The sequence below is a fragment of the Caldalkalibacillus salinus genome, assembly GCF_016745835.1.
GTDB lineage: Bacteria > Bacillota > Bacilli > Caldalkalibacillales > JCM-10596 > Caldalkalibacillus_A > Caldalkalibacillus_A salinus.
On record NZ_JAERVL010000018.1, the window covers coordinates 98,296 to 112,988 of the forward strand.

Below are 14,693 nucleotides of genomic sequence, written 5' to 3' on the forward strand. Positions count from 1 at the left end.
TATTGTGAATCGCTAGAAGGTAGCTAAGGACATAAAGGACATACTTGAAAAGTAAGCATCATCATATAATTGTAAAAGACACGCGTAACGAAGCAGCGTGTCTTTATTTTTTCCTTATACGATTGCTATGTTCACCTGTGTTTATGCACCTTTACCTACATCATGACTAAGAGAACCTCGGAGGACTGTCACCGCTTGCCCTTGAAGTTGAACCCGATCATCCTGCAATTGTAATTTTAAGATTCCTCCTCGTGGTGACGCTTGAAAGGCATCAAACTCATGTTGGTTCAATTTCTGTTGCCAGTACAGGGCCAGTGCACAATGCGCCGAACCAGTCACGGGATCTTCGGGAACGCCTAATCCTGGACAAAAAACACGGGACACAATATCAAACGGGCCATCGTCAGCCTGACTTGTGACAATGACACCATGGTCTACTAACTCTGCCAGCATGCCCATGTCCGGACTCAGTTGACGGACCTGTGCTTCAGACGCCAATTCTACTACGTAATCAAAATCACTTTTGACCACACGAACGGGGTCCACACCTATTGCTTCAGTGACTTGTGGAGGAACAGGGCCTTCTTCATGACCGACCACAGGGAAATTTAACGTGATCCATCCGTTTGACCGTTCAGCCGTTAGCGGTCCGCTGTTCGTGTGAAAGAGGATCTCATCATCTCCCTGGACTAAATCCTCTTCCCATAAAGCGTGTGCCGATGCTAACGTCGCATGCCCACATAGATCTACCTCAGTCGTGGGGGTAAACCAACGTAAACGATACACGCCCTCACCTTCTTCTAGTAGAAAAGCGGTCTCTGATAAATTCATCTCCGCAGCAAGGCTTTGCATCCAATCGTCTGTTTGTGCTTCATTCAGGATACAGACCGCCGCAGGGTTTCCTCCGAAAGGTTTATCCGTAAAGGCATCTACTTGTAGTAATCTCATTTATTCTCATCTCCTCTCCATCAGAATCTATACTCAATCCTAACATATACAAGTATTGAACACTTCAAGGGGCCACTTGGTGACATCAATTTTTCATGATAAAATAATATGTCTTGATAATCTATAGATAAGTAGGTGACTCCATGGTTAAAAACAAACGAACAGCTATAATCCGCGCCGTATGTTACCTCACAGGACTTTTGATTTTGGCGCTTGGCATTACTTTTGTCATAAAATCTGGTCTCGGTGCCGGTGCTTGGGATGCGCTCCATGTAGGACTTTCGGAAACATTTGGTCCTACGGTAGGCACTTTTGTTGTGATAGTAGGGCTCATTCTTATTGTCACAAATGCGCTAATACTATGGCATAAACCGCAAATACTCCCGATTATAACCATTTTCATATTGGGCGCATTCATAGACTTCTGGAATCTGTGGGTGTTCGGTCCTTTTATGCCTGAGCCTTTATTTTATAGGGCTATCGTATTCGCCGGGGGCATGTTAGGCATGGCCGTCGGGATTGCGATCTATTTACAAGCACAATTTGCACTGATCCCTATTGACGGTTTTATGCTGGCCATTAAAGCCCGTTTTAATGTTAGTTTAAGAATGGGCAAAACAATAGCAGAAATGGTGGCACTGATTTTAGCTTTTATTTTTTCAGGTCCAATCGGTGTGGGAACATTTATTATTACGTTCTTTATCGGCTTTTTCATCCAGTTCTTCCACCAGCGCATACAAGGGCTATTGCGCCCACTCTTGTAACTGGCTATCGCTCGGTAGCAGATAGGCCAAGATGCCGACCAATGGTAAAAACGCAGACGCTATAATGATATGGGTTAATCCAAATATATCAATGAGACCACCTAACGCGAGTGACCCGATGGCGCCCATACCAAAAGCCAACCCGATGGTGAGACCCGACGCCATACCCACCTTTCCTGGTAAAAGCTCTTGGGCATAGACCACCGTCACCGAAAAGCTAGATAAGATAATAAAGCCGTTGATGAGATACACGAGGTACCCTAGTTGATGTGGCACAAATGGTAAAGCAAGGGCAAAGGGAACAGAACCGAGCATGGAAAAAAGAATGACTTTCTTTTTCCCAAATCGATCCGCTAACGGACCTCCAACGAAGGTGCCGACCGCTCCAGCTGCTAGAAATAAAAATATATAGATTTGTGCTTCACTAATGCTGATCCCGTACGTTTGGATAAGATAAAAAGGATAGTAATTGGTTACACCAGCATGATACCAAGAACGTGCGAAAATAAATAACAACAAGATAAACATCGCCATACGTACAGCCTTGTAACGTTCAGGTGGCCATTTTGCTGGTTGTTTATGCTCTGTCTTGTTCGCTTTTGCCATGCTCCTAGCCTGTAATTGACCCTTAGACCAAGCAGCAATGAAAAGTAAAACGACAAAAGCAACCGCGGCGAGGACGGTAAACCAAATGGCACCAAATTGACCAAGAGGAACAAAAATGAGGGCTGTCATGATCGGTGCTAAGGATTGTCCTCCATTTCCCCCAACTTGGAAGATAGACTGAGCCAATCCCCTTTTTTGCCCCGCTGCTAAATAGACGACTCGTGAACCCTCAGGGTGAAAAACGGCTGAACCTAGTCCTACAAATATGACAGCACCTAGTACTAAGGCAAAATTTGAAGCTAAGGCAAGCCCCAGCATGCCCAGGAACGTACACACCATTCCTAGCGGTAATATGTACGGTGAAGGTCGTTTATCCGTATAGTAACCGACGACAGGTTGCATCACAGACCCCGTCATGTTCAGGGCAAACCCAATCATACCCAATTGAAAGAATGTAAGCCCCATTGATTCTTGTAGTATTGGAAATATAGCAGGTATGACAGCCTGCACGGAATCGTTTAGCAAATGGACAAAGCTAATGGCAAACAGAACCTTGTAAACGGTACTGTTATCCACCTGTGGTCGCGTCTGTTCTGTGGTCACTTGTGTTTGCATGATACCCCTCCTGTCACCCACCCTATGCTTAGAGCAACTCATCATGATAGTACTCATAACTACTAAACAATTTCGACATTAGTCAGAGATTTCCTACACAGTATACAAAAAAGCTTGGGCGGCGGCCCAAGCTACGTTTTCCTTTGTCTTTTCTATCAAGCTTGTTATTTGGTCATCGCAACATCATGTCGACTTGACGAGGATTGGCCGGCATTGTTGAGAAGTACTTTCAATCCATCATTCATATCGGAAGCGAGAATATACTGTCGGTCGACAAAGACGCCCCATACAAGAGCCGGATCTGATACATAGGATCCCACTTCCACTGGATTAGATGGGTCCGTGATATCCACCATACGGACACCATCGGTATAATGGGAGAGATATAGCGTGTTACCTCTTACTTTAGGATCATGAACAGTAAATGTCCCTGGTTCACGTTCACCCGCTTCTATTTGAATCATGCTGTTCATCGTCCTAAAATCACCGATCAGTTTTGGATTACTTTTATCTTTGATGTCAAAGATGCGTGTATAACCCCATCCACGCTCAAATTGCTCATCGTGTGGATCTGGATTAAATACTTCTCTCGTTTCAATAAGTACTGTTCCACCCTTGGCCAGTGCGGCCGAATGTGCTGCACCCTGAACGTGACGTTCAAACTGAGTATGCCCTACAACCTCAGGCGATTCCGGCTCACTAATGTCCATGATCACAGTTCCTAAATCCCAAAACGAGATATAAGCATACTGACCCGTTTGATCTGTAATGACACTGTGCGCAAAGGCGTATCGCTGTGCCCCTTCTTCATCTGTATACGTGTAACCATCATAGTCTTCTGCAGTCAGGATCTCTCTCGGGTCCCAGTTGTAAACCATTTCTGGTTCACTTGGGTTTGTGACGTCTACAATGGCAAAATCGTGAAACTCAGCGTCTGTATAATAATCAGCGTAAATGTTAGCAGCCAAGACGAGGACACGATTCCCTTGCTGGGTAAGGTACAGCTCATGCGTACCGGTACGAACCTCTTCAGGGAGTTCCCAAAAACCTAGTTGTTCTGGTTCTTCGGGGTTACTCACGTCATACAGAAGCACCCCTCCCGATTTCGTTTGATCCTGACGGTATTTTTGTACACTTACCGCTGCCAGATCACCTTTAAAATGAGGCGTATTCACGCTCTTAACAATAACCTTTTCTTGCCATGTTCCGGGTAAATCGTTCGCAAACACGGACACTTCTTGTGGGTCCTCTGGATGAGACAAATCAAAGACACGGACACCCTCATTGGAGTGAGAGCCCACGTGCGTCCCTAAGTAGGCGTAGCCTTTATGAGCGAATACATCAGCTGTAGTGACGCTCACACCTTTGTGCTCTTCCGGGTATACAGAAGCTACTTCCTTTAAGTTGTTGACGTTCTTATCTCCTTCAATTAATGGGACCCCACCGAACTGTTCAGGTGCCGTTTCTACCGCTTCCCATTTACCGCTCTCGATCCCAAGCCCACACGCTTGAGCAACGGGTGCGCTGAGAAGCATCAACGCAGCAACCATGGCCATGCACACTTTTCTCATGTTCTTATGTGGCAATCCAACACCCCCATCAGAATATTTTAAATTTACAAATAAATTATATTAAAAAAACCCTCTTTAGACCTAAGAAAAGTGACGACTAATATTTAACTAATTATGTCATTTATTGTTATATAAGGATGTTGAAAGGTGAAAAAACACCCCCTACCGCTATAGGTAAGGGGAGAGCAAAATGTCGAAACATTTAAGTGTATCAATCTATTCTTTTAAAACACATATTGTAAGTTGATAAGTTGACTGATGGTCTTGTATTTTATCTATACTTATTGTTTTCGTCTCGTTTATAGTTATTGTTCAACTAACCTCACTGCGTCAGCGATAATATAGCCTGATCCATTCGTCCACCTTGAAACACCAACGACCCAATCATCGCCACCGTTAATATCGAATGTCCCTAAGTAGTTCCATTTACCCCCATTGTAACGCTGGTCTACGTGAACCACTTGATTTCCACTCGCTGTGCTAATGACATAAGGTGTATTGTTATTGTAGCCGCTATTGGCTGGCCACCACGCGTAAACAGCATAATTCCCTCTAGACGGGACATCGAACTTATACCAAGCAGCATCACTTGTCTCGAGTGGTGTTGTAAAACGATAATTATCGCCATACTTTTGTGAACTCCAGCTACTACCGTCCCAGTTGCTGCTGGCTAAAAAGCGTCCGGACGTACTATTATCTACGATCATATCAGAGCCGCCACCGCCAGTTGAACCTGTCACTAGGGACATATAATAATTCCAATCCCAATGTGGCCCAGGATCCGTATGAGTGGCACCCGGGACCTCATTATGTCCAATAATGCGTGAACGCGTCTTTGGAATATTATGTCGCTCGCAAATCCAACGGGTAAGGTCTGCAGATGATCTATACATCACATCCGTATACCAGCTAGGATCATCAACGTAGCCCTCATGTTCGAGGCCTATACTGTGTTTATTGTATTCCCAGTTTCCGGCATGCCATCCTATATCCTTATGATGAACCATCTGTGTCACTTCGCCATCACTAGAACGTAGTACATAATGCGCACTAACGTTAGAGCTAGAGTTCTGGAACCATGAAATTGCTCCTGCGTATGAACCTTGGGTGGTATGAACAATGACGTAATCAATTGTATTGCCGTCACTCTCACGGTTAGCTGACGTATAGTTGCTGCTATGTGCGGCTACCCAGCGTGCACCGGGATATTCAGCGGAACTCATCGCGCTCATATCGTCAAGTTCAGCGTAGTGGCCACGATGAGGCTCCACTGATGTCGCTTCTAAGTATATATCCTTATCATCAACGACAGCATATACACCATCATTAATGAACTGATACACGTCGTCCGCGTATATCTTTCTCGCCAACTCACTTTCCAAACCACTGTATTCGGCTACAGTCGTATACCAGTCAGCTAGCGTTGTCGGTGTTGCCTCATTCAGTTCCTGTGCAAAGTGCTGCAGAACTGCCGCCGCACCACGTATGTTATGCTTTCTGTTTGATTTAATCACATCCTCAGACTGTTTTAGTAAATCAGCCGCTAGGACGAGAGATTGATTATGAGGATTATCAGCGAGGTGCATCAACCCATAACCGTTTAGTTGACTAGCCCCCTCATGTTGATTCCATCTCGACTCTGCGTAGCCAATCGCGAGTAGAATGTCCATTGGCACGTCAAACTCTTTCGCAGCTTGCTCAAAAAACTGGTATAACTCGCCTGTTTGAAGTTGCTTATCGCCATTCGTGATCGGAACGTTCGCTTGTGACGGGACAACATCACTCGCTGGTGGTGTTTCTGACGCTGGCCCTCCGTTTGCCCCAACCGCTGGTGAAATGACAAGCAACAGAAGTAAGGTCCAAATCATCGCTCTTGTACCCTTACTACGCAAAAAATGATTCAAATGCAAAACCTCCTCAAAATTTTGAATAGGTCACCTCATCCACAAGGTGGCCCTACTCCTTTACCTATTCGGTAATACGCATGTTATGAACGATGCAAAACCTTAACTAAAATAGCATGAAAATTCAAGGTGATTTTGTAATATTGTGTCGTTTTTTAGCAAAAAGTCGTATTTACTGTGTAAGAGGAAACGAAGGTATCATTAGCGAATATGATGTATAAAACACTATGCACGATTGATGATCAAGTTCTGGTAAATGATACTATTAAAGGAAATAGACAAGGAGGTTTATAGATGAACGGGCGAAAACAAAGCGATGACAAACTTGGTCATGAAACGAAGGGCAAACCCCATTTTGAGAACAGTAAGATGGTGCAGGATCGGGCACAAACACTCATGGATGCTGCATTTGCACAAGCACAGGAAAAGGGAGATTTTGATGATCTGCCTCATAAAGGGAAAAAGCTAGACCTATCTAGCGGAGACGCACTGTCCAACGTGCTCAAAAATGCAAATTATGTCCCAGGATGGGTCGATTTACAGCAACGCATTCGTGATGAGATACGTGAAGTGGTTCATACCCTAGACCAACAAGATGAGAACCATATCAACCATATCGATAGTCGGATTGAAGAGATCAATGAATTAATTGCCAAGTATAATCGCGAAGTCCCCAACCCTCTTTTACAGAAATCAAAAATTTATCGAGATCGCATTCAACAACAGTTACAAAAATGGGAATAGTGAAAGCCGAGTGGCTAATATAACCGCTCGGCTTAGTGATGAAGGGCTGATCATTCATTTTTGTTCTTCACATACCTTCATTCATCATATTCTACGTTAGCTCTCGCCTCTTCTTCACCTTGTTGATCTTCCTCTTCCTCCTCCTCTTCTTCTATTTCAAGCTGAACTAACCTGTGACCCTCTAATTTGAATTGTTCAACTGCATCAGATAAACCCTGTGTGTATGCCTCAAACACACCTTTTCCTTGGTATACGACCGTAAAATGCTCTACCCAATCGTTAACAACGAGATACTCTAACTGACCCTCTCTCCATTTGTAAACGGTTGTGATTGGTCCGTTCCCATGACGAGTCACCCATTCGTCACGATCATCATCGTCAACATCCGTGACGGTTAAGTGACCATCAAGTATCATATAATGCATGGTCTCTCCATCTGTACGTATCACCTTGGTTTGCATATAGTCCTCATGGTATAAACCACTCACAACGATGTAAGCCGTACCCATCACGATGTCACGCTTCAACTCTATCGAGTCAAGAAATCCAGCCCGACTCACTGAGAGATAGCGATACAACTCACCGTTCTCTCCTTTTGCCCCTAGGTATATCTGGTTAGGGTCCTCACTGTGGGCTTGATCAGACTCCGATTGTGTCTCCGTCTCTTCCGACGGTGATTGATACTGAAATAAGACAAACGAGTCGCCCTGGAGATCCTTCTCTCGAAGTATGTCCACAGGCTCCTCTACACGTGTGACCGTCTCTTCAAGCTCAAAAACGGGTTGATATTCAAAAAGCACAGCGCTTCGTTTTAGGCGGTCGCGCCAACTTACATCTTCATCTAGATCTTTACTTATACCCTCATTCTCGGATGAAGGACTTTGGTGAGTCCCGTCCTGCTCCTGATCTAACTCCTCTGCTTGGGATTGATGAGCATCTCCAGTGTTTAATACGTACTTTTCTGCAGATACAATGGGGGCTCCCACATGTTGAAATGAAGCAATGATGTTGTATTCCCCCGCTGGGACTGGACGCCCCTCTATTGCATTAGAATATAAGAGAAACGTTCGACTAATGGTGTCCCCACTTTCAAGATCATCTGACACCACGTCTTCTGTACATTCTGAAGCACCGTCTTTTCGCTCCGTTACTAACGCTGTGTCACTTTCAACATGTATGGCTTCTATATATAAGTCCGTTTCACAACCCTCTGTTGAGCTACCGATAAAATAAGGAACAGATTGTGCAGACTGATTCGTCACACTCGCTGTAACCTCAATCGGCCAATCATTTGTTGTACTCGTTACTTCAAAATCGAGGTTATTTATCGTCTCCGACCATTGAATCTTCTCATTAAAGGTCATGCCCTCAGTTGTGACTTGAGATGAATTTTCCGCACCTAAATTCAACAGTGAACAACCGCTTGTGACGATCACGACGAATACCAATACCGTTACAAAGGTCACAATTTTGTTCAATTGTTTGTTTAATTCTTTTCTGTTTTGCACTGTTTGTTGACCGTTGTTTTTCTTGCGTTGCAACTTCATCACACTCTCCCCATTCTACAAAGCTTCTTAAAAGTTGTTGATAAAGATTCGGATAAAGATTCGGAACAATGTCTCCATGATAATGTTTCATCCATCATGGTCTGCACTAAAATTCGACACCGTTCTTCATATTCCTTCATTTCTTCTAACGACACGCCGATACTCGATAGGTGTTAGCCCTTCTGTTTTTTTAAACAGCTTAGAAAAATAAGTTGGATCTAATATACCTACATCTTTTGAAATGGAAGACATCTTTTTGTTCGTGGTGGCTAGCAGATGTTTGGCGATGGATAAGCGATACTGTCTGAGATACTGTAATGGTGATAACCCTGTCATTTGTTGCATGCACCGCGTAATGTAATCTGGGTGAAAGAGTAAGGCTTGTCCCAGGTCTTCCATTTTAACAGGCTCTTGGTAATGATCATGCATATATTGAATGACACGCTGGGTGACCTGTTCAGCCGAACTTGGCACACTAAAGGCTTCCTGCTGTAAGTGAATAATCAAATCTTGAAAAAGGACCTGTTGACGGAGCTTCTGTTCTGGGGTTTGTCTTTTATTAAACGTGTTGAGTCGATGTAATAAGTCTTCCATTGTTTCCCTTTGTTTGAAATGCCCAAAACGGGGGATATGAAACTGATAGGTAGCGGGTTGGGTAAACGTCGCGTCCTGTTTGATCACATGACTCCAGTCGCTCACGGCATTTGTCGCTAACTCATAAGTGGTAGGAATCTCAAAGTGAAGCCAATAAAAATTCGTTTCTATTTCACATGGTCTATGTCCTCCATGTTCTAAGCCTGGTGCTAAGATGATATACTCTCCTTCACCTATTTCATAAGAAACCCCATCCTCGGAAAAATACAATTTGCCTTTGGAAACGTAGAGAAGATCAAAAACAGTAAAGGTGCGTTGAAAATGTTTTTTTCCTTTTTGGAACGTTGCATGCCCTCCGATGATATATGTTGGAAATGGCGGTGCAGAAAAAGTTAATATTCTCACCCAATGCCCCCTTTAAATGATGAGGTCGGAATTATCCAAAATAAATCGATTCTTTCCCTTTCTATTCTATCGAAAACCTTATATACTTTAAACTGTTTTCATGTTAATGTTAGTGCCGTCCATGAGCTATTGCTTCATTGTAGTGCTAACAAGGAGGGGACCATCCGTGAAAGAGGAAAATAAACAACCACAATCTCGTCACAAGTCAGTCGAAACAGGCAATCAAAAGGCGAAGCTCACATTATTTGCCCTCACTTGGCCTATATTTATAGAGATTTTACTCCATATGCTTATGGGTAACGCGGATACTTTAATGCTTAGTCAGTATTCCGATAACGCCGTCGCTGCCGTTGGGGTTTCCAATCAAATTATCATGATGATTATCGTTATGTTTGGATTTATTGCCACGGGGACTAGTATTATCGTGGCGCAATATTTAGGGGCGCAAAAAGAGAAAGAAGCTTCGGAAGTGGTTGTCGTATCACTCGGGGCCAATCTTGTGTTTAGTTTTGTACTCAGTATTTGTTTATTTCTATTCGCTGAACCTGTGTTATTACAAATGGGGGTCGAGCCTGAAGTCCTAGTAGATGCTGTTCTATATACCCAGATCACAGGCGGTTTTGCGTTTATTCTCGCCTTAATCATGACCACTGGGGCGGCGATTAAAAGCTATGGATTCACACGTGATGCCATGTACGTGACCATGGGGATGAACATCATAAATGTCGTAGGTAACTATATGTTTATTTTTGGTCCTTTTGGTCTGCCAGTACTAGGGGTTCAAGGGGTGGCTATAGCCACTGCTGTGAGCCGCTCATTAGGGTTAATTGCCATTATCTATCTCTTGGTTAAGAGAGTTGAAACCCCTTTACCATTTAGACAGATATTCTCGTTACCTAAGGGTTATCTATCGAAACTACTGAGAATTGGTATCCCTTCTGCTGGGGAGCATCTAGCATATAATACGTCTCAGGTCCTGATTACCTTCTTCGTTGTCATGTTAGGCACAGAGATGATTACCACGCGCGTATATACGATTAATATTATGATGTTTATCTTTGTTTTTGCCATCGCCATTGGTCAAGGCACACAGATCCTCATTGGACACAAGGTCGGTGAAGGTAAACTGAGTGACGCTTATCAAACGTGTAATCAGAATTTGCGTTATGCGCTGGTGATATCCATTACTATGGCCATCATTGCCACTACTTTGTCCGAACACTTATTTAGCATTTTTACAGACAATCCTAACATTATTGCCGTCGGGAGTACGCTGATCATGTTATGTATCATTCTAGAACCGGGTCGATGCTTTAACGTCGTCGTCATCAATTCTCTGCGTGCAGCGGGGGATGTTAAGTTCCCGGTATACATGGGGATCGCTTCCATGCTGGGCATCAGTGTCCCCCTCGCTTACTATCTTGGGATTTATCATGGTTTGGGACTTATGGGTGTGTGGATAGCGATGATTGTCGATGAGTGGCTGCGTGGTATATTAATGATGATGCGTTGGCGTTCTCGCGTATGGGAAAATATGAGCTTTGTCAGAGAGGAAAAAGAAAAACCTCCTGTTCAAGAGGAGGCTGTCAGTGGATAAAAGGATAACTCTATCACGCCAGTCACGCTTATCCTTTCACCGCACCTTCTGTCATACCTTTTGAGATGCGACGCTGGAAAATGGCGTAGGCGATAATAACAGGAATGATCGATATGGTTAAACCGGCAAACAAAGTCCCCCACGCATTGGTGTATTGCGCCTCTTTGTTCAAAAAGTCCATTGCCAAACCTAACGTGTACTTTTCAGAGGACTGGAGAAAGATGAGCGCCATAAAGTACTCGTTCCAAAAAAAGATCGCATTCATAATGGTGACCGTGATGATACCAGAGAGCGATAAAGGCATGACCACTCGAAAAAGTGTGCCATAAGGGGACAGCCCATCTATAGCGGCTGATTCCTCTAACTCTTTAGGTATCGAACTCATAAATCCCGTGAGGATAAAGATGCTGAAGGGCACTTGGCTTACTGCGTAAACCAGAGTTAATCCGAATAAACTGTCCAATAGATTAACCTCTAGGAGTAAAAAGAACAAAGGAATCCACCCAAGTACCATGGGGATCATCATGGCTGACAGATAGAGATAATATAAAACGGTATGGCCACGAAAACGGACCCTCTCTATGGCATAAGAAGTCGGGATGGCGAGAGCTAAGGTCAATAAAGCACCCATGACAGTCACAGTTAAACTATTAAAGAAACTGGTGCTAATATTATACTCTGACCATGCTTGGGCAAAGTTCTCAAAACGTAGGGTTTCGGGCCATCCCCAAGGTGAAGCATAGATTTCAGCGTTTGACTTCAAGGCCCCTAATATCATCCAAATGATAGGATAGAGTACTGCAATCGTCCACAATACCAACGGTACACGGATGATTATCTTTGTTAACAGTGCCTTAATAGACGTCTTTGTTCCCTGTTTGGGTGTGTTTGGTGTAGGTGTCCGCCCACCTTTCATCCGTTCTGTCGGCAAGGGGGTTGTGGTTGTGTTTGTGTTCATGTTTATATCGACTGACTTCTGATTCTGTTTCACGCGCTCTCCCCCCTAGTATTGTATTTTCTCTTTTCTTAAGAAGAATTGCATGATCATCACGGTAATTAAGGAGATGATCAGGATCATGACACCTATCGTGGCCGCATACCCGAAGTTATACTGTTTAAAAGCTTGTTGATAGAGATAAGAGCCCATCACATGCGTAGCATTATTCGGTCCCCCCTGGGTCATGACCTGCACGATGATAAAAGAACCATTCAACGTGGTAATGATAATATACAGAATAGAGTTTTTAATTTGAGGCCATATGAGTGGAACTGTCACTTTCCAAAACTGTTGCCATTCAGTGGCACCATCAATCTTGGCCACTTCATATAAACTCTTAGGTACGTTCAGAATCCCTCCCATGAGCATTAACATAAATAATCCTATCCCCGCCCAAACGGAAGGTAAAACCAGACTCGGCAGAGCCCATCTCTCACTCCCTAACCACGGTTGCGTATACTGGCCTAAACCAATTGCTTCAAGTCCAGCATTGACAAAACCTAGATTCGGATTATAAATAAAAGCCCACAGTATCCCAATAACCACGACAGACATAATGTTCGGAAAAAAGAAAACCACACGGTAGAACGGGGCTTCTTTTATCCGTAGTTGAGTCAGCGCCACAGCGAAAAAAGTAGCCAAAATCATAATGCCAATTACCTTTGTGACCACGAGAAAATAATCATGGATAATCGTTCTAGGAATGATAGGGTCATTCATTAATTGTATGTAATGGCTTAAACCCACAAATTCTTTATCCGAAGCTGAACCGGACCATTCAAAAAAAGAATAATAAAGACCGCTAAATAATGGATAAATGGTGAAGACTGCAAATAAGAGCAGTGTCGGAAGAATACAAAACATTAAGAATATGATACGTTGAGATTTAGGTTGAACCATGTGTTCACCTTCTTATTGTGTAGTTTAGGTTTGGTCAATAATTATGATAGGAATGTGACGAAAAATCGCCACATTCCTAAAATCTCATACATTAATCTCTATAATCGGCTGCAGCGGCCTCAGCTCTCTCACAAAATTCTTCTGCATCAATATTACCTGTCATCAGTGCTACAAGTGCGTTACTGATTGGTGTTTCTAAGTCTGCGCTCATCGGATGCGGCAGAGAGTTGATCTGAACTTGGTCTGGATCGTTAAACATCTCATTCGCTTCTTTCAGGTAGTCTGGTACTTGATCATTGCCCGTTAAGTCAACCCCCGTCAAGTTAATAATTGCCCCTGTATATTCAGAGAAGCGTTGTGCGAACTCGCGATTGAATGCAAATGCCACAAAGGCTTTAGCAGCTTCAGGATTTGAAGCTTCTTCGGCAATCGCCAACGGTCGTAAGTCTGGTACAATACGGTAGGGTTCACCCGGCTCCTGCATCGGTGAAGGGATGAAACCGAATGTAAAGTCATCCGGGATATCATTGGCCATCTCATTTGGTAGCCAGAAACCAACCGGGATAAAAGCATTCTGCCCTAACAAGAAGTTCATTTGAGACTGAGTGTGATTAAACGCCGCGTACCCCTCATCTATCATCCCTTCTTCCTGCATTCTTTGGACTTTTTTCATCACCTCTAATACAGGTTCACTCGTCCACGCCCCTTCTTGTCCTGTCACAAGGTCAGCGAGTAGCTCATCTCCTCCCACAGAAGCAAACGCGGGATATAGTACCCCTCTTAAAAAGTAATATGGATGTTGACCTGTCGTGGTGAACGGTTCAATACTTTCACGATCTCTAATCTCTGTCATGGTGTTCATCCAGCTCTCGAAGTCCGTTGGCACTTCATACCCTTCTTGTTCAAACAAGGCTGCGTTATACCACATTCCCCAAGTGTCAAAGACTAGCGGTAGTGTGTAAAGTTGACCTTCATGACGGTTAGGCTCAACGATAAAACTATCTAGCAAAGGAGAACCATCTTCTAGTGTAATCTCACTGGCCCAATCCGTTAGATCCATTAATTGGCCATCTTCTATCATTTGTGTTTCACTAGACCCCGCTCCGTCTATGTAGACAACATCTGGTGGGTCGTTTGAGATCCATCTCGTTCTCATTTCCTCGTTGATGTTTGGTCCAGCATGTTCGATTACAGTCACGTCAGGGTATTGCTCGGTAAAATCAGCGATGACCTCTTTCCACCATGCGTCTCCATAACCCCCGACAAAGTATTGAATCTCTAGTTCTCCAGATATCTCACCATCTGCTGATTGGCCGCCCTGGCTTCCTTGCTCTTCAGGTGAATCGGCCGACTCAGAACTACACCCCACAACCAGTAATACTATAGCCACAAACAGAAAAAGTGGCATCCACCGCATTTTTTGACTTTTTGTAACATTCATGTTTGGCCCCCCTCAATAACGTCTTAGTTATATCGTCAGTTTATTCTCTTTACAGCATTT

General features: G+C 43.8%; 12 protein-coding genes. 3 read left to right on the forward strand and 9 right to left on the reverse strand.

Features of this window, described 5'->3' with window-relative positions:
- Nucleotides 1-141: 141 nt before the first annotated feature.
- Nucleotides 142-948, reverse strand: coding sequence for a PhzF family phenazine biosynthesis protein (locus JKM87_RS12055; RefSeq protein ID WP_202080617.1), 807 nt, complete (start codon nt 946-948; stop codon nt 142-144).
- A 143-nt stretch (nt 949-1,091) separates the two neighbouring features.
- On the opposite strand from JKM87_RS12055, the gene JKM87_RS12060 reads away from it, so the two are divergent.
- Nucleotides 1,092-1,712, forward strand: a complete 621-nt coding sequence (locus JKM87_RS12060) for a YczE/YyaS/YitT family protein (protein WP_202080618.1) — start codon at nt 1,092-1,094, stop codon at nt 1,710-1,712.
- Here the strand turns inward: JKM87_RS12060 and JKM87_RS12065 are convergent.
- The 3 genes from JKM87_RS12065 to JKM87_RS12075 all read right to left on the reverse strand — a co-directional run bounded on the left by JKM87_RS12065 (nt 1,692) and on the right by JKM87_RS12075 (nt 6,408).
- Entirely contained in the window at nt 1,692-2,933 is a 1,242-nt protein-coding gene (locus JKM87_RS12065) for an MFS transporter (RefSeq protein ID WP_202080619.1), read from the reverse strand. The two genes, JKM87_RS12060 and JKM87_RS12065, sit on opposite strands and share 21 nt — an antisense overlap.
- A 164-nt stretch (nt 2,934-3,097) precedes the next feature.
- Nucleotides 3,098-4,519, reverse strand: a complete 1,422-nt coding sequence (locus tag JKM87_RS12070) for an LVIVD repeat-containing protein (protein WP_236838792.1) — start codon at nt 4,517-4,519, stop codon at nt 3,098-3,100.
- A 290-nt stretch (nt 4,520-4,809) separates the two neighbouring features.
- On the reverse strand, nt 4,810-6,408 hold the full coding sequence (locus tag JKM87_RS12075; protein ID WP_202080620.1) for a golvesin C-terminal-like domain-containing protein: 1,599 nt from the start codon (nt 6,406-6,408) through the stop codon (nt 4,810-4,812).
- Between the two features lie 294 nt (nt 6,409-6,702).
- Here JKM87_RS12075 and JKM87_RS12080 point away from each other — a divergent pair, with 294 nt between their 5' ends.
- The gene (locus JKM87_RS12080) at nt 6,703-7,152 is read left to right on the forward strand and encodes a DnaJ family domain-containing protein (protein WP_202080621.1); all 450 of its coding nucleotides are present in this window, start codon (nt 6,703-6,705) and stop codon (nt 7,150-7,152) included.
- Between the two features lie 77 nt (nt 7,153-7,229).
- Here the strand turns inward: JKM87_RS12080 and JKM87_RS12085 are convergent, their stop codons facing one another.
- A complete protein-coding gene (locus JKM87_RS12085) occupies nt 7,230-8,699 on the reverse strand; it encodes a hypothetical protein (protein ID WP_202080622.1) in 1,470 nt (489 codons plus the stop codon).
- A gap of 126 nt (nt 8,700-8,825) precedes the next feature.
- Entirely contained in the window at nt 8,826-9,698 is an 873-nt protein-coding gene (locus JKM87_RS18215; protein ID WP_202080623.1) for an AraC family transcriptional regulator, read from the reverse strand.
- A 166-nt stretch (nt 9,699-9,864) separates the two neighbouring features.
- Between JKM87_RS18215 and JKM87_RS12095 the strand changes: the two genes are divergently transcribed.
- Nucleotides 9,865-11,295, forward strand: coding sequence for an MATE family efflux transporter (locus JKM87_RS12095; protein ID WP_474001479.1), 1,431 nt, complete (start codon nt 9,865-9,867; stop codon nt 11,293-11,295).
- 28 nt (nt 11,296-11,323) lie between these two features.
- On the opposite strand, the gene JKM87_RS12100 is transcribed toward JKM87_RS12095, so the two are convergent.
- The 3 genes from JKM87_RS12100 to JKM87_RS12110 all read right to left on the reverse strand — a co-directional run bounded on the left by JKM87_RS12100 (nt 11,324) and on the right by JKM87_RS12110 (nt 14,633).
- Entirely contained in the window at nt 11,324-12,211 is an 888-nt protein-coding gene (locus JKM87_RS12100) for a carbohydrate ABC transporter permease (protein ID WP_202080652.1), read from the reverse strand.
- A gap of 87 nt (nt 12,212-12,298) precedes the next feature.
- Nucleotides 12,299-13,192, reverse strand: coding sequence for a carbohydrate ABC transporter permease (locus tag JKM87_RS12105; protein ID WP_202080624.1), 894 nt, complete (start codon nt 13,190-13,192; stop codon nt 12,299-12,301).
- A gap of 91 nt (nt 13,193-13,283) precedes the next feature.
- Nucleotides 13,284-14,633 carry an ABC transporter substrate-binding protein gene (locus tag JKM87_RS12110; protein WP_202080625.1) on the reverse strand — a complete coding sequence of 450 codons (1,350 nt, stop codon included), beginning with the start codon at nt 14,631-14,633 and terminating at the stop codon, nt 13,284-13,286.
- Between the last annotated feature and the right edge of the window lie 60 nt (nt 14,634-14,693).

What these genes read in the sequence shown, in the direction of transcription:
- JKM87_RS12060 (WP_202080618.1), top strand. Translation starts at nt 1,092, where the DNA reads ATGGTTAAAAACAAACGAACAGCTATAATCCGCGCCGTATGTTACCTC.
- JKM87_RS12065 (WP_202080619.1), bottom strand. Translation starts at nt 2,933, where the DNA reads ATGCAAACACAAGTGACCACAGAACAGACGCGACCACAGGTGGATAAC.
- JKM87_RS12110 (WP_202080625.1), bottom strand. Translation starts at nt 14,633, where the DNA reads ATGAATGTTACAAAAAGTCAAAAAATGCGGTGGATGCCACTTTTTCTG.
- JKM87_RS12055 (WP_202080617.1), bottom strand. Translation starts at nt 948, where the DNA reads ATGAGATTACTACAAGTAGATGCCTTTACGGATAAACCTTTCGGAGGA.
- JKM87_RS12085 (WP_202080622.1), bottom strand. Translation starts at nt 8,699, where the DNA reads ATGAAGTTGCAACGCAAGAAAAACAACGGTCAACAAACAGTGCAAAAC.
- JKM87_RS12105 (WP_202080624.1), bottom strand. Translation starts at nt 13,192, where the DNA reads ATGGTTCAACCTAAATCTCAACGTATCATATTCTTAATGTTTTGTATT.
- JKM87_RS12080 (WP_202080621.1), top strand. Translation starts at nt 6,703, where the DNA reads ATGAACGGGCGAAAACAAAGCGATGACAAACTTGGTCATGAAACGAAG.
- JKM87_RS12100 (WP_202080652.1), bottom strand. Translation starts at nt 12,211, where the DNA reads ATGAAAGGTGGGCGGACACCTACACCAAACACACCCAAACAGGGAACA.